We start from the raw sequence: 18,054 nt of genomic DNA on the forward strand, positions 1-18,054 counted from the left end.
CCTTTGGTCACCCTCCGATGTATCGGAGGGTGGTAGAAGGCCAGGGTGTAAACAGTAAATAATTAATTAACCAAGATTTTAAGATTTCCCCGCTTTATTGTATTGGCATTTTAATCATGCCTGAAATGAATGTTAACTTTTACAAAGTATCTTCCGCAACATCAGCATGAGCTACAACAGTGACCCTTTTGCGTGAGGCAAAAATGGCTCCCATACTGGCACTAAAGGCACCTAAAATCATTCCGATGAAGGAGAAAATGGCGAATTTAGAAATTGCTGAAGCCATTTCATCACCAACTTTTCTGGCTTTCTGTTCTGCTTCTGCCTTCACTTCTTTTAATTTTACTTTAGCTGTATTTAAGGTGCTTACCCAGTTCTCTACAATCTGTTGAGATTCTACACGGCTTTTGCCGGTTCTTTTCTGAACAATATTAACCAGGGCTTCCTGATCTACCGCATTAAAGGTAGAGTCGCTCGCTGAAAACAATTTAGAAAAAAGTGCATCCAGTTTTTGCTGTGCATCCTGAGGATTTTCCAAAATATCTTTTCCTGTTGATTCACCTGCTCCGGTAGCCTCATTGGCTTTTTCTTTTAAGGCACCTGGTTGTAATTCTTTTTTACCAGATTGTTTTAACAACAGCTCAGCCTCCTGTTTCATTTTACCAAAAGTGTTTTCATCTACGCCTAGCTGATCTTTAATCATATTTCCGGCTTCAGGAGCGGCAGCCTTAATGCCTTCTCCAGCCATAGAAAAGCCTTTTGTAATAACAGAACCAACGCCGCCTACCACTTTACCCACTGATGAAGTGATCAGGTATAGGTTTAAAAAGGTTAATAAACACCAGGTCAATAAGCCATGTAGTACCAAATCTGTTTTTTGAACATGATTGGAAAACCAGCCTGCTACCCAGCCACCTGTGAATAAAGATATCAGCATGGTTACTATCCACCAGATTAATGCTCCGGTTCCAAGACCGCTAAAGGGTTTTGCTTCTTCAAGGGGATCTATACTGCCCATACCAATGCTTAATCCCAGTAAACTAAGTAAAAGTTGAATGGCGATGGCGATAAAAACACCTGAAATAATTGCGCTCCATGATAAGCGGCTGATAAATCCAATAGCAGATTTATCCCTTACTGTGTGAATTGTTTGTGACATTTTTTGTTTTTTTAGGTTGATAAAATTGATTTTTAATAAGCCGTACTATTTTTATTACCTACAAAAACAATGTTTCAAAACTGATGCTTTTGATTGATGAATCCATGCATTCATCCCTGTTTGATTTTGTAATTTTTATTTTCATACTGATTATTTTGTTTCGATAGAGAACGGGAACGTCAATAAAATGTTTGTTTTTTGTATCGTAAATGTTACAACCTTTGGTTTTGTCTTTTTAAAAAACCAGTTTCTGAAAATTAACGTATGGATAAAGCTTTAAAAGATGGGTTTTATGGTGTAAGCTGTTGGTATGTAAGTGTATATATTTATTATTGTTGATGTTCTTAGGGTTGTAAACGGAAGTTTTAGCAGGTTTTAGATCTCAGGTATATTGAAATCCAGACCATTTTTTAGCGCAAAAATCCCTGGCGTATGGTAAATTTTTATTGAGCAGCTGAAATAAAAATGATGTTTTCTTTTAATGATAACATGATCAAATTATATAGCTACGAGAGAAAAGCCAAATAATTTTGGAGAAGCAGGAGATGGTTTGCAATTTAATTGGCAGGCTGAGATACAAAGCATCATCAGGATTTATAATTTTTGATGTAATGCTGGCACATATGTTTAATCAGCAGGATAGAAACTTGTTTTTTGATACATTGCGACGCGGTTTTAATGCCTGTTTTTTTGAATTGCCCAAACCAAATAATGTAAAACACCTGAATGTACTTTTACCAGACTGCAGGCACATGTTGTAAAATTATCTCCTGATTGAGTAGATGCAAAAAGATATCATAAGGTTAACATATTGATAAAAATGATAAAGAAATTTAGCGTACTTATTCTCTTTTTTGTGGGCGTGATCGCTTTGAGATCCATTGCTCAAAATCCAGTTATTCAAACCCGGTTCACCGCTGATCCGGCGCCGCTCGTTTATAAAGATACCGTATATTTATATACCACTCACGATGAGAATACCGCAGGTCCGGGCATGGGAAAATTCCTGATGAAAGAATGGTTGCTTTATACCTCAACTGACATGGTGAACTGGACAGATCATGGTGTGGTGGCATCATTAAAAGATTTTGTATGGGGAAGGCAGGATAACGGTGCATGGGCACACCAGTGCATTGAACGAAACGGAAAGTTTTACCTCTATTGTGCTGTACAGGGAAGCGGAATTGGTGTACTGGTAGCAGACAGTCCTTACGGGCCATTTAAAGATCCTATTGGTAAAAGCCTGGTGGATACTGACCACAAATGGAATGATATAGATCCTTCAGTATTTATTGATGATAACGGACAAGCCTATTTGTATTGGGGCAATCCAAGCCTTTGGTATGTTAAGCTGAATGAAGATATGATTTCACATGCTGGCGAGGTCACGAAAATACCAAATGTAGGTAAAGAGAAGGGACAGACTACGGAAGATACCTATCACTATCAGGAAGGCCCCTGGGCATACAAGCGCAATGGTCATTATTATATGGCTTATGCCTCTACCTGTTGTCCGGAGGGGATTGGGTATGCCATGAGCAATAGTGCCACCGGGCCCTGGGAATATAAGGGCTATATTATGAAGCCAAACGCAAAATCATCCGGTAACCATCCCGGAATTATTGATTATAAGGGGAAGTCGTATGTATTTGGTTTTAATTACAGGTTGAATTTTATGCTTACGGAGCAACACCATGAACGGCGTTCGGTTTGTGTGGAAGAATTTAAATATAACCCGGATGGTACCATTCCGGAGCTGCCCTGGTGGTCTGAAACCGGGGTTGAGCAGATCGGAAATCTTAATCCTTTTAAACGTACAGAAGCTGAAACGATCAATTGGGCAGAAGGTATGACTACGGCAAAAGATATTAAAACCGGCCAATTTTTTGTGTGTAATAAAAATACCGGAGCATATATCAAGGTACGGGGTGTTGATTTTGGAAAAGGCGCTAGAAAAATTGAAGCTTGTGTGGCCGCTATAACTGCCGGAAGTCTTGAAATTAGAATTGATGACAAGGCAGGTACTTTATTGGGTACGCTGAATGTTAAATCTCCAAAATGGGAAACTATTTCCAGCAGTATCAAAACCGTCAAAGGCAAGCACGATCTTTATCTGGTTTTCAAAGGAGGTCGCTTCAACCTGGATTGGTGGAAGATGAAAGCAAATTAAAAAATATATCCTCTAAATGTTGCGTTTTATTAATGTGTTTGTGATTTACCCGCTGGGGTACTGGAGTAAATCTGCTGAATAGATTCAATAACATGATCCTCAATGTCTTTTCCTGCTATTATAATGTGTTAACATTTGCCTGTTTAATTTTTTAGGGGGCTGATTGATTAAAATGATTTGGTAATACGTTTTACTAGCATATTTTTATTATGTTAGTAGAACGAAATATTGCTATGCGTGCTGGAAAAAGCCTTCTTGATAAACCCTGTTATATCGAATGGAATCCCTTTACAGTGGGAGCCATGAAGCTTTTCGCCGCGTTTATAGTACATATTTCAAATCGTGGAACAGCTACGGCGATCAACTTTTCTGAGAATGGATCAAATCAAAGATGTGGTATGTATTGGTTCTGATCTGGATCGTGATTTTGAAAGAAAGCAATTTCCGTAGAATCTGGAAATCATTGCCGATTATAAAAAGTTCCTGAATAAAAGAAATGATTAATGATACTGGTGCCCGGAACCTGATGCATGGCAACTGGTTGCATTTCCTGATGAAAGTATGGGCATAATTTTAATGGATATGAAGATAGATACACGATGGACCCGGAGCCTTATCCTGGGTTTTGTCATGATGAATAGTACTGCTTTTGCGCAAAACGCAGCAAAGCTTCCCTTGTATAAAAATGCGAAAGTACCTGTAGAACGCAGGATTAATGATTTACTTTCCAGGATGACTGTTGAAGAAAAAGTCGGGCAGATTTCCATGCCACTGGGCTGGCCCATGTACATCAAAAAAGGCAATGAGGTGGAAGTAAGTGAAGCCTTCAAAAAATCATTGAAAGAAGAATATACAGGTATGCTTTGGGCAACCCTTCGCGCTGATCCCTGGACAAAAAAGACATTAGCCAATGGTTTAAATCCTGAGCTGGCTGCCAAAGCCACCAATGCCATTCAAAAATATGCAATAGAAAATACCCGGTTAGGTATTCCGGTTTTGCTTTCCGAAGAAGCACCGCATGGCCATATGGCGATTGGTACAACGGTTTTTCCAACATCAATCGGGCAGGGCAGTACCTTTGATCCGGAACTGATTCAGAAAATGGCTGCTGCAATTGCCGAAGAAACCCGCTTACAGGGTGGCCATGTGGGTTATGGTCCGGTATTGGATTTGGCCCGTGAACCGCGGTGGTCAAGAGTGGAAGAAACTTATGGCGAAGATCAGGTACTCAACAGCCGGATGGGTGAGGCCATGGTTAAAGGTTTCCAGGGAAACAATATCAGCAGTGGTGTAAATGTTATCGCTACTTTAAAACATTTTGCTGCTTATGGTGCACCCGAAGGTGGCCATAACGGGAGCAGCATTAATGTGGGCTTGCGTAGCTTACATCAGTTTTATTTGCCACCTTTTAAAGCAGCTGTAAAAGCAGGTGCTTTGTCTGTAATGACGGCCTACAATTCTATTGACGGCATTCCGTGTTCTTCCAATGAAATGCTGCTGAAGGATATATTAAGAAAAGACTGGGGCTTTAAAGGATTTGTGGTTTCTGATTTGAACAGCATTTCCGGATTAAAAGCCAACCACCACATTGCTGAAAATGCGGCTGAAGCAGCTGAAATGTCTATTAATGCTGGCCTGGATGCCGATTTGAGTGGCTTTGGCTATGGTAAAGCTTTGCTGGCCGCCATTAAATCTGGAAAAGTTACTTCCGAGGTTTTAGATACTGCCGTGAGCCGGGTATTGCGTATCAAATTTAATATGGGACTTTTTGAAAACCCTTATGTTAAACCTGAGCGGGCAAAACAGCAGGTAAGAAGTGCAGAAATGGTAGCTTTGGCCAGGCAGGTTGCGCGTGAATCCATCATTCTGTTAAAAAATCAGGATAAGCTGCTTCCACTAAGTAAATCACTTCAAAGCATTGCTGTAATTGGCCCTAATGCTGATCAGCTTTATAACCAGATTGGTGATTATTCTGCGCCACAAAGCGAGGGAAATGTAGTGACGGTTTTGCAGGGAATCAAAAATAAACTGGGCAACCATACCAAAATTACCTATATGAAAGGTTGCGCCATCCGCGATACTTCTTCCAGCAATATTGAAGAAGCGGTAAGTGCTGCAAAAAAAGCTGATGCGGTGGTCATTGTTTTGGGTGGATCCAGTGCCAGGGATTTTAAAACGGAGTACATTGAAACCGGAGCCGCAAAAATCCAGGCAGGCGGCAATCAGCTTAGCGACATGGAAAGTGGAGAAGGTTACGACAGGGCTACTTTAGATTTACTCGGCGACCAGCTTAAGCTATTAAAAGCTGTCGTTAACACGGGCAAACCAGTGGTGCTGGTGCTGATTAAAGGCCGGCCTTTAAATTTAAACTGGGCTGCCGAGTACGTTCCTGCTATTCTGGATGCCTGGTATCCTGGTCAGGAAGGGGGGAATGCCATTGCTGATGTGCTTTTTGGCGATTATAATCCTGCCGGACGTTTGCCAATTTCTGTTCCTAAATCTGTCGGACAGTTACCTGTTTACTACAATGCCCGCTACCCGGAGAAACACGATTATATTGAAATGGATGCAAAACCCTTGTACAGTTTCGGTTATGGCTTAAGTTATACCACTTTCGATTATCAAAACCTTAAAGTTAAATATGAGAACGGATCGGCTACAGTCAATTTTGATTTAAAAAATACCGGAAGTGTAGATGGGGAAGAGGTGGTTCAACTGTATTTGAAAATGAAAACGGCTTCTGTCGTGTTACCAGCTAAACAGTTAAAGCAGTTTAAAAGAATTGCCTTAAAAGCTGGCGAACAAAAGAATTTAACTTTTGTATTGAATAAGGATGACCTGGAAATTTATAATGCCCAAATGAAATGGGCGGTTGAAGCTGGAGAATACTCGGTAATGGTTTCCTCCTCTTCAGATCAGGTGAGGTTGGAAGGAAAGTTTAAAATAGAAAAGTAGTTTTTCGAAGTTTTTGGCGTTTTGCCATTCCCCTCCACCGGGGGGGCTGCAAGACGGGACGGTTAATCAATCGTTACTATTTACTTCTTCATTTCATGGCTGATCGGTGAGGCACCAACCTGTAGAAAAAATGCAATTTTATAAAGCAAACTTCACATTAATCAATGCGCTGATTCCACTCAGATGGGTGCTCGGTGTTTTGGGGAGGTTGGCTATTTTAGTGGCCTGGCATTCAAGTAAAAGCATAATGGATTTTGATAAATTGTAGTTCACGCCCAATCCGACATTACCATACAGGTATAATTTGGAATCATTAGAATAATTGACGGTGTTGCTTATCGCATCAATATCAGCTTGTGGGTGACGAACCAAAGACGGACCTAAACCTGCTACAATAAAAGGTACCCAATTACCCAGGCCCCTGTGATAACCAAAGCCCAAACCCAGGTTGATGCTATTGGAATTGGCATCTATCATAGAATTTATTCCATTCAATGTAGTGCCACTTTTGTAGCCCACACTGGTTTCACCCAATTGTACCCGCCCGAAAAATTGTTTCTTGTAATTGAACTGGACGGTGGTTTGAGAAGTAGTACCCAGGAGCATGGGTTCACCAGCAACCTGATCAAATGGGGCAAACAAACCAATTGCCCCGCCAAAATCTATCCGCCATTTGCGTTCCTTTGCCGGATCTGAAACCTGCGCTTTTACCGTATAATAAATGCCCGAAAAAACCAGAGCGATAAGTGTTACTTTTTTAAAAATGCTGAAATTCATCGTGTTTTATATTACTGCTGTATGTCAAAGATGTGACACAATAGGTGAGGTGTTTTGATGATAGTTACTGAAGTGACAAAATCCGGCACTCACCTTACAGAACGGATAGTCTGAGCGCACTGTTGAAAATTCTACATAATAGATTGCTTTCCCAAAAGTTCGGGACAGGCTTTTGTACCTTCTCGTATGACGATACTGCTTAAGGGACCGTCCTCCTGAACTTGATTCAGGAGGTTATCAAGAAAGGTGCTGAGCTAAATTTACTTCGTAGCTTTCCGCTGCGCTACAGGTCAGCATGACGGGTGGGTGGAGGAGTCCACTCAAAAATCCCTTGAAAATCCGTCATTGCTTCAGCAAATTCTTCATTTGCTGAAGCAATCTCCTTTATAGATTTCACAAGGTAGATTGCTTCGTGCCTCGCAACGATATATGTAAGGCTAAAGCTTATTTGAGGGGAACTGGTTCAGCCATTTTTTTAACTGGGAAGATTTTTCCCTGCTAAGCGTAATTGCTTCACCCTCAGCTGGCGATAACTCAATCTTGAGCTGACTATTAAAGAAAAGGTGTATTTTATGTATCGATTTTAATGAGATGATATATTGTCTGCTTGCCCTGAAAAATACATCGGGATCAAGCTCCTTTTCCAGGTTTTCTAACGTTTGCTCGATCACATAGCGCTTATTGTCGAAAGTATGCAGAAAAGTAGTTTTATTTTCAGATGAAAAATAGGCAATTTCACTGGTCATCACCAGTACATAGGTATCCCGATAAAAAACCAGAAACCTGTTGCGGTAAGATATTTCTCTGGTTTGCAGCTCCCTTAAGGTTTGCAACAATAAATCATTGGTATGCCGGTCTTTTGGTGCCGCCTTTTTTAAACTTTTAGAAAGTTTATCTGCATCAAGAGGTTTTAACAGGTAATCAATTCCATTTACCTCGAATGCTTTTAAGGCATATTCATCATAAGCGGTAATGAAAACCACTGGTGCGGTAATTTCAACATGATTAAATATTTCAAAGCTTAACCCATCTGTAAGCCTGATATCCATAAAAATAAGGTCTGGTTGTGCGTGGCCCTGAAACCAAATGATACTGTCCTGAACAGTTTGTAAGCGATCTACCACCATCATGCTGCTATCCAGCTGACGGAGCATTTTTTCGAGCCTCAACACATTTGGCAACTCATCTTCAATGATCAAAACACTTGGCATACAATGGTGGTTAAGGTTGTAACGTAATCAATGGTATAGAAACGGTGAAGGTTTCCTGGGTTTCGGTCACCAATAGTTGTTCTTGTTCCATCAGGCGGTATCGCTCATTAATATTCTTTAAACCGATCTCGCTGCTGTAGGTATTCTTATTTTTGAGCATTTTATTGTTTTCGACGATGAGATGGCGATCTGCAGTGAAATAGATGTTTATTTTTAAGGGTAACCTGGTACTAAAAACGTTGTGTTTAATGGCATTTTCTATCAGCAACTGGAGTGTAAGAGGGGGTAAACCAAGTGTATCAATATCTTCGTGTCCGGCGATTTCAACAATGATCCCATCACCATAACGGATTTGATAAAGATACAGGTAGGCCGCTATAAATTCCAGTTCTTCTCTTAAGGAAATAAGGTCTTTTAACCTGTTTGCCAGCATATACCGGTAGATGGAAGAAAGATTGGCCAGATAAGCTGTTGCGGTTTGTGGTTCATCCTCAATAAGTGCAGTAACAATACTCAGGTTATTAAAAAGAAAATGGGGATCAAGCTGAAGCTTTAGTGCTTCCAGCTGTGCCTGTGTGGTATGTTGCTGTAGCTCAAGAGATTTTAAACTGGCATCATTCCATCGATGAAAAAAATAGGCTGCGGCAAATACAACAGTGGTAAGCAGAGAAAAAATGGTACCTACGATGAGTGCCTGCCTGAACATCAGTTCATCATAAATAAAGCGAACCGGTAGCCTGATGATAAAAAACAAATTCAAAATGAGGTAGATCACACCGATGTGCAGCAGGAACTGGATCAGAAACCTCATGGCAATATGCCCTTCCCAGCTATAAAATCGATTGATAAAACTGGTAAGCTGAATCCCGGTTTCAAATAATGCAGCAGCATAAGCCATGGCCAGTACAAGCTCCAGTACAAAATCCATACTGAAGAAATATTGCAAACCGGAGTGTTCTGGCTCATATGGATTAATTAAAAAAATGACGAGATACAACAGCATCCCGAATCCTGGGTAACCATAGCGCCGGAATATGTTATAATTCTGTTTGTACATCTTTTACAGTAAAGTTAAATCTCTTTTATCAGAAAATGAGTCAATTCTCAAATTTGTTCTTTCCGGATATGTTTTCCAGCTCAGCAATGGTTATGGCCTGTTGCAGTTTTGCCGTGTACAGGTCAGCCTCTGCTTGTGCAAGCTTCACTTTTGTTTCCAATAGCGCAGTCTTGATTTCAAATCCGGCAGTTAAACGGTCCTGCTGTTCTTTTAATTCATCCTGACGAAAGGATACCGCTTTGCCTGCTGCGGTAATTAAGGCATTGCATTGCACCACTTTCCTGGATAACCGGTCAACCGTTAAACCGATTTGCTGCTGGGTGTATGCCATATTTTCTTCCGCTTGTTTTAACTGTGCCTGCCGCTGATTTTTTACTTCACAGTTTGCAAAAAGATCCTGAAGATTCCATTTCAGGCTGATGCCAACATATGGACTGCTTACCGGTAGTATTGGGCTTCCTTGTTGCCTGTAATATCCAGCCACAATGCCGAAATCAGGCAGGTTGGCCTGTTTAATTGCTTTTATCCCTAATATGGCCTTTTCCTTATTCAATCTGGCTATTTCCAAATCGGGATTAAGCATGGCATTGCTGCGGTAATCACTGATTACTATACCTTTTTCATTCCATACTGGTTCCTGTAGGTTTAGTTTTTGAAGATCAATGCCTGTCAGACTACTCATCTCAGCAAGATAGTCCTGAAGCTGCAGGTCGGTTTTCATCAAAGCCTGTTCCTCATTGGCGATATCAGCCCGAAGCCCGGCCAGGCTGGCAGCGGTAACGGTACCTGCCATGCGGGATGTTTCTCCGTCAGTAAGTTTTGCTTTTGCCAGTTCAATGCGGAGCTTTCCTGATTCGGATGTTTTACGCAAAATTAAGGCACTATAAAAAAGTTGTTCTACCTGTAGTGTCAGTTGCAGCGCCGTTTGTATACTTTCCTGCCTGCCAATCTGAATGTCAGTCTGATCAATGGCCATTGCGGTAGCCAGTTTGGCTTGTTGCGTGATGGGTTGATAAAGGTTAAAGCCCACATTATAATTGCCTTTTTCGCCGATTTTAAACCTTGTATCCTGTGCAGGTAAAAGTTGTGCCGCACCGTTTCCGGTATTAATCATACCTATCGTGCCGGCCGGAATAGAAATGTCTGGCAACTTGAAACTATATTGATAGCTTCCATCTATTGTAAGGGAAGGATATCTTTTAATTCCATCTTCATGCAGTTTGCTGGTTTTTTCTAACATGTGGTATTGCCTGATGTTAAGCTGATGGCTGTTTTTTTTTGCCGCATGGATCAGCTGATCAACTGAATATGCCGTTTGTGCCTTGCTATAGTAACAGATGAAGCACAATAGTATCACCCGCCAACTGTTCTTGATTTTATTAATCATGTTGAATTGTATTTTGATGTTGACTACGGATTTCTTGTTTGTCGCCAGGGTTTATCCAGCCGATGTACATCACTGGTACGGTAAGTAAGGCCATCATCATGCTCCAGATGACGCCGAAAGCAAGTACACTCGCAAGGGGTGCCCACATGGGCGAACCTGATATGATCATCGGCATTACACCAACCGCTGCCGCCATGGCCGTGAGGAAAATCGGGCGTAGTCTCCTTTTGGCAGACTCAATCGCCGCGGTTCGGATATCCAAACCATGCTGAATCAGGATATTGGTATAATCAACCAGAATGATGGCATTGCGAACCACAATCCCTGAAAGGGCAATTAAGCCGATAAATGCGGTAAAGCTGAAATTATTTCCCGTAATGGCCAGCCCCAGTATGGCACCGAACAGACTTAACGGGATGGTTGCCATAATGATCAGCACCTCTTTAAAATTTTTAAACTGGAACATCAGGATGAAAAAAATGAGTACCAGACTGGTTCCAAGCGCAGTGTACATATCTGCTTCCACTTCTTCCTTTCCACCTTCTTCACCGCCGTATTCAATATGGTATCCTGCCGGAAGCTTTAGTGTGTTTATTGCCGGTTTGATCTGTTCAAGCAGTTCGGCTGGCAGTATATGTGCCTCCGTTTCGCTTTGAACCGTAAGCGTACGGATGCCATTTCGGTGCATGATGTTTCCGCTTTGCCACTGCGGTGTTAAGGTTGCAATTTGCCTGAGTGGTATTTGTGCATTATTTAGAGGGGAAGAGAGGTAGGTGTTTTCCAGGTCATCTGTATTTCTTCGCACCCGCTGATCTAACCGCAACCGGATATCCACCGGGTTGTTTCCTTCATAAATGGTAGAGATGGGGGCACCGCTAAAACCTGTAAAAACTGCACTGGCGATATCACCTGTGGTAAAGCCAAGTTGTCCGGCATCCTCATTTGGTGTAATCTGTATGCCATAGTAATCTGATGCAAAATCATTACGCACCAGCCTGCTGCCCTTGGCCTTTTTGATGATATTTGCCACCTGTGTACCGTATTCCTTTAAGGTATTGATATCGTCTCCAATAATCCTTACTTCTACAGGTGCTTTTAGGTCGTTACCCTGCTGCATCTGTTTCACGTAAAAAGTTCCGTCAGGTATAAGGGCTTTCACTTTTGTGGTAAGTTCTTCAGCCATTTGTTCCGTGGTTTCATTATTGGTTGTGGTAATCAATATTAACCCGTAATTGCTTGTCGGAACTTCAGGAGCAAAGTTGTAATAAAACCTGGGTGCCGATGTTCCGGAAAATGCCGCATAGGAAATAACGCGTTTATCTTTTTTAATCAGATTTGCTGCCTGATTTATTGCCGCATGTGTTTTCTCAAGTTTAGTACCCGTAGGCATCCAGAGTTCTACTATAAACTGGTTGCGTTCTGCAGGCGGAAAGAATAACTCACGCACACCAAGCTTCATTACGATTCCGGTAAGCAGTACAAAAATAATACTGGTTAATATGGTCAGTTTGGGATGTTTGATACACCAATCAAGCGCTTTATTATAGGTATTTTGCATGCTCATGAGCACCGAAACCTTTATTTTCTGGTCGTCTTGCTGTTCATCAGGCACAGAAGAATGGTTTAATCCTTTCTTGATAAAGGTATAACACAGCAAAGGGGTGAGGAACAGTGCTACAAAATAGGAGGCAATTAGTGCCACAGCTACTGTAATGGGAAGGGTAAAAATAAATTCTCCGGTAGAACCCTTAATCAGCACCATGGGTAAAAAGGAAGCGATGATGGTGATGGTGGCTGCCAGAACCGGGATCAGCAAATCGTGTGCGCTGCGCCAGGCTGCTGTCCAGCGGTTAATACCTTCATCTAAAAGTTCAACATAATTGTCTGCGATCACAATTGCATCATCTACCACCATGCCCAGAACCAGTATCAATCCGGCAAGTGATACCTGGTGCAGTTCAATTCCCAATGCATTCAGAATGGCGAATGTTAGCGCCACCGTCATTGGAATAGCCAAAGCAGCAACGGATGCAATCCGGAAAGGTAACAGCAGAATAACCACCACAATTACCGAAAGTATGGCCAGAAAAAACTCTTTTATAAAATGGGAGATATGATCGTCTACCAAATTAGGTTGAGAGATTAATGTGGTCACCTTTATATTGCTCGGTATACGTTGCTTCGCCAAGGCAATCATACTGTCTGCTAATTTTCCGAAGGCGACGATATTGTTACCCTCATGCATTTGAATGGATAACAGTATGGCTTTATTTCCATTTACACTGATGATACTTTCAGGCTCGGCATCTGTTCTTTTCAAACTGGCGATGTCGCCCAGTTTTACCGGGATACCGGCAGGAGAAAGCCCTAAAACCTGGTTGGCCAGGTCTGTTTCCGTATGGAAATAGCCATTGGTATAAAGCGGAGTCTTGCTGGCTAAAGTTTTTATTTCTCCGGTGGCCGCAATGGTATTCTGTGATTGTAATACCTGTTCTACCTGCCTGAAGTTGAGACCATACTGCGCCAGTTTACCGGAGGTGGAAGAAACCACTATTTCCTCTTTCTGATCTCCAATGCGCTTCACTTTTGAAGTTTGCTTTAGCGTACGAATCAGGTCTTCTACCTTTTGGGCATATCCACTTAATTCTGTATAACTTGCCTGGTTGCTTTCCAGGGCAATCACCACTGCTTCCGTATCGCCAAAATCAGAATCAACGATCGGGCCCTGAATACCTTGCGGCAGTTCTGAAGCTTTGGTTACCAGCAACTGGTGGCGGAGTTTGCTCCAAAAAATGTCAGGCTGTTTTACTGATTCCGTAAGTTCAACATTAATCACGACCATGCCATCTTTAGAGGTGGAATATGTTTTTGTTTTATCTACTTCATCATATTGGAAAAGTTGCTGTTCCAGTTTCTTGGTTAGTTGCTCCTCCACCTGTGCAGATGAAGCTCCGGGAAATCCGGCTAGAACAAGTCCCTGCCGGATGGTAATTTTTGGATCTTCCCGGCGGGGCATATTAACCAACGAGTTGATGCCTACAGCAAATAGCGCAAGCAAAACCGCCAGCGTGAGGTGCTTATATTTAAGTGCAGCTTCTATAAAATTCATATGATTACTGATCTGTTTTAATAGGGGAACCATCATTTAAAGCAGTTTGCCCTGAAATCACTATGGTTTCACCTGCTGATAAACCGGAAAGGATTTCTACGCGATTTGCAGACATTTTTCCGAGGCTTATTTTTCGTTTAAAGGCCCGGTGGCTTTTGAGGTCTGCCACATACACATAGCTTTGATTGCCTGGTTCATTTACAATACATTCCGGAACGATGTTAATGCCGTTTTTAAAATGTCCGGAAGAGATTCTGGTTTGGGCAATCATGCCAGGCTTGATGGTGAGATCGTGATTGTTGATTTCAATTTTCAAAGTAAAAGCCCTTGTAGTCGCATCAGCCAGTGCACCAACTTCTACTATTGTTCCTTTAAAGTGCCTGCCCAATGCTTCAATCTCTACATCTGCCGACTGGCCTTTTTTCAAGCCTTTCAATTCTCCTTCAGGCACTGAGGCAGATACCTTTACTTTTTTAATGTCTGCCAATACAAAAAATGGTGTACCAGCAGTGATAATTTCCCCTGCTTCTGCATCTTTGCGCAGTAAAATGCCGGAAATCGATGCATAAAGCCGGGCATCCTGAAGGTTCTTAACCGCTATTTTTTGCTGTGTGCCGGCTTTTTGCAAAGCAAAGTTTCCTTTGGTAAAGTCAAGTTCACTGATGCTGGATTTAGCATGCATGATTTTTAAACGGTTAAACTGATCCTGAGCTTCACTTAATTCCACATCAGCCATTTGCTTGTTTAGTATATAGTTGGTTGGTTCGAGGCTGGCGATCAAACTTCCCTTTGAAACGGCTTGCCCGGGTAAAAAGTTGATCTGATTGATTTTACCTGGTACCATGAATCCGAGTTTAACAGTAGCGTTTCCTTCAATATTTCCGCTAAGTACAAGATCCTGCTCTGTTTTAGTGGTTACCAGTTTTTCGGTTTTAACCCTGGTCGCTTGTTCGGATAAGTGCTTAGATTTTTCTTCCTGATTACCACATGCCACCAGAAGAAGGGAGACCATAGAAATGGTCAGCACATTTCTTCCAGCCTTTTTTATGTTGCTAATAAGTTTCATTTTGCCTGTATTTATCACAAAGATGATAGACAGCCTTTTGATTTAGGCGCTATACTGACTGAACTGACAAAAATGATAACTGAAGTTGCACGATCTCTACCTTACCTGTTTATATCGCTTTGCTTAGCCAGGCATTGATGAAATCTGGCTGCCATTTTAACAATGGTTTTTTACATTTCTGAAATGCCTTTTAGCACTTCCGGTTGTATAAATGCAATTCAATTCCATATGAAGAAAAATTAATGCTTGATAAATAATGTTAAGTAACTGAATTTCAGTTGTTTGTTGTGTTTGATAAAAAACATTGATGAACAATTTAACCTGGTAATCTGTTCATCATGCCGTATGAGCGAACTACAAACCACTGCCCCGGTAGATAAAAAGATTATCTGGCCGCTACAATCCCTCAATTTTTTTATGGCAGACCTACAAGCAGGTGTAGGGCCGTTCCTGGGTATCTTTCTCCTGGCGCATGGCTGGAAAAGCGGACTCATTGGTTCTGTGATGACTATTGGCGGGGTGGCTGGCATGATTATGACGATACCTGCAGGTGCCTTAATTGATGCCACTAAAAGAAAACGGTTTTACGTTGTGCTCTCTGCAGTTTTCACCATCCTGGCTTCCTGCATCGTATTATTTACGCAAGAATTCTGGTTGGTGAGCATCTCACAGGTAGCTACGGCTATTGCAGGTTCTGTTATTGCTCCGGCTATTATTGCCATTACCCTGGGGATTGCGAAGCAAAAAGGATTTAACAGGCAGAATGGACATAACCAGGCTTTTAACCATGCGGGTAATGTAGTGGGTTCTGCACTTTCCGGCTATCTGGGTTATAAATTCGGTATGCCTGCCATTTTTTTACTGGCAGCACTTTTTGGTATACTATCAGTAATAGCAGTGCTAATGATTCCGGCAAAGGCCATTGACGACAATGCCGCGAGGGGGATGAAAGAGGGGAATTCAGATGAGCAGGCTAGTGGATTTAAGGTGCTCTTTAAATGCAAGCCTTTATTAATTCTTGCCGCTGCCCTGGCTTTATTTCATTTGGGCAATGGTGCCATGTTACCGCTCTATGGGCTTGCCGCCGCTTCAAAAGATCAGGAAAATGCTTCTATGTTTGTGGCGATGACCATTATCATTGCGCAACTTGTCATGATTGGAACCTCATTAATCGCCATGCGAATGGCTGAAAAAAGTGGTTTTTGGCTGGTGTTGTTAATTTCCTTTATTTCTCTGCCTATACGTGGTTTTATTGCTGCTTATCTCCATAGCCACATCGGTATTTACCCGGTACAGGTATTGGATGGAATTGGTGCGGGTTTACAAAGTGTAGCTGTTCCAGGTTTGGTGGCACATATACTAAATGGCACAGGGCGCGTGAATATTGGTCAGGGCGCAGTGATGACTGTTCAGGGGCTGGGTGCTTCTTTAAGTCCGGCCATTGGGGGTTGGATAGCAGAGGGAATGGGGTATAATCCGGCATTTATAATTCTGGGTAGCTTCGCTGCGGGTTCGATCCTGCTATGGTTAATTTTTGCCAGGACAATTAAATCGGTTAATTAAGAGTGAATTCACCAGTAATATTACAACTTCATATTTACCTCATACAAAAACATTATTTTTGAACACGCTGGTGTTTAGTCCGTATGCCAAACCCGGTTAACTATAGCAGTATCACATGATTTATCTTTCAACCTGGATCATTTCATTTCTGGCCATTGCAGGTGTAATTATCCGGCCTTTTAAAGTTACCGAAGCTGTATATGCTGTAACCGGTGCAATTTTATTATTGCTTCTTCGTCAGATCAATTACCATGAGGCAGTAGCCGGTATGGCTAAAGGGATAGACGTTTACCTGTTTCTAACGGGAATGATGCTCCTGGCAGAAACCGCACGTGCAGAAAAACTGTTTGAGTGGCTTGCCGCACATGCCACACTGATGGCTAAGGGTTCTCCGTCAAGGTTGTTTTTGCTGATTTACCTGGTGGGCATTGCTGTTACCACTTTCCTGTCTAACGATGCCACAGCTGTAGTATTAACACCTGCAGTAGCCGCCGCGGTAAGTGCGGCCAGGGTAGAAAAACCACTTCCATATTTATTTATCTGTGCATTTATTGCCAATGCCGCCTCTTTTGTGTTGCCCATCTCCAATCCGGCTAACCTGGTGATTTATGGTAGCCATATGCCCCCGCTGTATCAATGGCTCTCTACTTATCTCATTCCATCTGTTTGTGCCATTACGGTTACTTACCTGGTGTTGTATTTTACCCAGCGCCGTGCTTTCAGTCATCAAATCAGAACCGATATCCAACTGCCTGAATTATCCAGAGGTGGCCGTACCGCACTTTTTGGGATTGGCATCACCGCCATTGTATTGTTGTTAGCTTCAGGATTGAACATGGACCTGGGTTTACCCACGGCGGTAACCGGAATCATGACCACATTAGTGGTGATGATCAATATTAAAAAAAGTCCGTTAGCTGTTATAAAAGGTGTTTCATGGTCGGTACTTCCACTGGTGGCCGGCTTATTTGTCATTGTAGAGGCCTTGAATAAAACAGGAATCATCCATAGTCTCACGGAACTCCTTAACAGCAGTATCGCTGAATCGGCAGCAGGAGCAGTGTGGTTGAGTGGAATATTTACGGCATTTGCCTGTAACCTGATGAATAACCTCCCTGCGGGATTGATTGCAGGTGATGTAATGAACCACGGACATGCTCCTGAAATGGTTAAAAGTGCCGTGCTGATTGGGATTGATCTGGGACCTAATTTATCCATTACCGGATCGTTAGCCACTATTTTATGGCTGGTGGCACTGCGCCGGGAAGGGCTGGAAGTAAGCGCCTGGAAATTTTTAAAGCTTGGTGCCCTGGTCATGACTTTGGCATTGATCGCAACGTTAGCTTCCTTATGGATTTAAGAGCTGCAGGATGTCTTTCTAAAAAATAACCTTATTTACTTGATGCCTCAAAATTTTGATGCTCAGTGGTATAGAGCGAAAAAGCAAAGAAAAAGATCTAAAGCAGTTTTATTGCGGTAGGCAGCAAAAACCAAACAGGCATTTAACTGTTATCAGCATGCTCAAAGATGAAGAAAAATTAATTTCATGTTCATTCCAGGCATATTTGTCAATTATACTTTTGGAGTATAAATTATTAAA

General features: G+C 42.0%; 11 protein-coding genes. 4 read left to right on the forward strand and 7 right to left on the reverse strand.

The features are described from left to right. Positions 1-139 precede the first annotated feature (139 nt). On the reverse strand, positions 140-1,159 hold the full coding sequence (locus tag OQ267_RS08280) for a hypothetical protein (RefSeq protein ID WP_265835520.1): 1,020 nt from the start codon (positions 1,157-1,159) through the stop codon (positions 140-142). An 820-nt stretch (positions 1,160-1,979) separates the two neighbouring features. Here OQ267_RS08280 and OQ267_RS08285 point away from each other — a divergent pair. Together OQ267_RS08285 and OQ267_RS08290 are read left to right on the forward strand one after the other, a co-directional pair. Further along, positions 1,980-3,329, forward strand: coding sequence for a glycoside hydrolase family 43 protein (locus OQ267_RS08285; RefSeq protein ID WP_265835521.1), 1,350 nt, complete (start codon positions 1,980-1,982; stop codon positions 3,327-3,329). A 582-nt stretch (positions 3,330-3,911) separates the two neighbouring features. Next, positions 3,912-6,284, forward strand: a complete 2,373-nt coding sequence (locus OQ267_RS08290; protein WP_265835522.1) for a glycoside hydrolase family 3 N-terminal domain-containing protein — start codon at positions 3,912-3,914, stop codon at positions 6,282-6,284. 138 nt (positions 6,285-6,422) lie between these two features. Here OQ267_RS08290 and OQ267_RS08295 read toward each other — a convergent pair whose 3' ends face one another. From OQ267_RS08295 to OQ267_RS08320, 6 genes are all read right to left on the reverse strand, one after another. Then, a complete protein-coding gene (locus OQ267_RS08295; RefSeq protein ID WP_265835523.1) occupies positions 6,423-7,061 on the reverse strand; it encodes an outer membrane beta-barrel protein in 639 nt (212 codons plus the stop codon). Between the two features lie 437 nt (positions 7,062-7,498). After that, the gene (locus OQ267_RS08300; protein WP_265835524.1) at positions 7,499-8,272 is read right to left on the reverse strand and encodes a LytR/AlgR family response regulator transcription factor; all 774 of its coding nucleotides are present in this window, start codon (positions 8,270-8,272) and stop codon (positions 7,499-7,501) included. Between the two features lie 10 nt (positions 8,273-8,282). After that, positions 8,283-9,329 (reverse strand): sensor histidine kinase, encoded by a 1,047-nt coding sequence (locus OQ267_RS08305; RefSeq protein WP_265835525.1) that lies wholly within the window; start codon positions 9,327-9,329, stop codon positions 8,283-8,285. Between the two features lie 40 nt (positions 9,330-9,369). Further along, entirely contained in the window at positions 9,370-10,716 is a 1,347-nt protein-coding gene (locus tag OQ267_RS08310; RefSeq protein WP_265835526.1) for a TolC family protein, read from the reverse strand. Then, positions 10,709-13,825 (reverse strand): efflux RND transporter permease subunit, encoded by a 3,117-nt coding sequence (locus OQ267_RS08315; protein ID WP_265835528.1) that lies wholly within the window; start codon positions 13,823-13,825, stop codon positions 10,709-10,711. The genes OQ267_RS08310 and OQ267_RS08315 overlap by 8 nt, the downstream gene beginning before the upstream one ends. Before the next feature lie 4 nt (positions 13,826-13,829). Then, positions 13,830-14,891 carry an efflux RND transporter periplasmic adaptor subunit gene (locus OQ267_RS08320; protein WP_265835529.1) on the reverse strand — a complete coding sequence of 354 codons (1,062 nt, stop codon included), beginning with the start codon at positions 14,889-14,891 and terminating at the stop codon, positions 13,830-13,832. A gap of 345 nt (positions 14,892-15,236) precedes the next feature. Between OQ267_RS08320 and OQ267_RS08325 the strand changes: the two genes are divergently transcribed. Together OQ267_RS08325 and OQ267_RS08330 are read left to right on the forward strand one after the other, a co-directional pair. After that, entirely contained in the window at positions 15,237-16,454 is a 1,218-nt protein-coding gene (locus tag OQ267_RS08325) for an MFS transporter (RefSeq protein WP_265818617.1), read from the forward strand. 115 nt (positions 16,455-16,569) lie between these two features. After that, positions 16,570-17,814, forward strand: a complete 1,245-nt coding sequence (locus OQ267_RS08330; RefSeq protein ID WP_088302106.1) for an arsenic transporter — start codon at positions 16,570-16,572, stop codon at positions 17,812-17,814. Positions 17,815-18,054 lie beyond the last annotated feature (240 nt).

The sequence above is a fragment of the Pedobacter sp. MR22-3 genome, assembly GCF_026240075.1.
In the GTDB taxonomy this organism is placed as follows: Bacteria; Bacteroidota; Bacteroidia; order Sphingobacteriales; family Sphingobacteriaceae; genus Pedobacter.

What these genes read in the sequence shown, in the direction of transcription:
- OQ267_RS08280 (WP_265835520.1), bottom strand. Translation starts at nt 1,159, where the DNA reads ATGTCACAAACAATTCACACAGTAAGGGATAAATCTGCTATTGGATTT.
- OQ267_RS08285 (WP_265835521.1), top strand. Translation starts at nt 1,980, where the DNA reads ATGATAAAGAAATTTAGCGTACTTATTCTCTTTTTTGTGGGCGTGATC.
- OQ267_RS08290 (WP_265835522.1), top strand. Translation starts at nt 3,912, where the DNA reads ATGAAGATAGATACACGATGGACCCGGAGCCTTATCCTGGGTTTTGTC.
- OQ267_RS08295 (WP_265835523.1), bottom strand. Translation starts at nt 7,061, where the DNA reads ATGAATTTCAGCATTTTTAAAAAAGTAACACTTATCGCTCTGGTTTTT.
- OQ267_RS08300 (WP_265835524.1), bottom strand. Translation starts at nt 8,272, where the DNA reads ATGCCAAGTGTTTTGATCATTGAAGATGAGTTGCCAAATGTGTTGAGG.
- OQ267_RS08305 (WP_265835525.1), bottom strand. Translation starts at nt 9,329, where the DNA reads ATGTACAAACAGAATTATAACATATTCCGGCGCTATGGTTACCCAGGA.
- OQ267_RS08310 (WP_265835526.1), bottom strand. Translation starts at nt 10,716, where the DNA reads ATGATTAATAAAATCAAGAACAGTTGGCGGGTGATACTATTGTGCTTC.
- OQ267_RS08315 (WP_265835528.1), bottom strand. Translation starts at nt 13,825, where the DNA reads ATGAATTTTATAGAAGCTGCACTTAAATATAAGCACCTCACGCTGGCG.
- OQ267_RS08320 (WP_265835529.1), bottom strand. Translation starts at nt 14,891, where the DNA reads ATGAAACTTATTAGCAACATAAAAAAGGCTGGAAGAAATGTGCTGACC.
- OQ267_RS08325 (WP_265818617.1), top strand. Translation starts at nt 15,237, where the DNA reads ATGAGCGAACTACAAACCACTGCCCCGGTAGATAAAAAGATTATCTGG.
- OQ267_RS08330 (WP_088302106.1), top strand. Translation starts at nt 16,570, where the DNA reads ATGATTTATCTTTCAACCTGGATCATTTCATTTCTGGCCATTGCAGGT.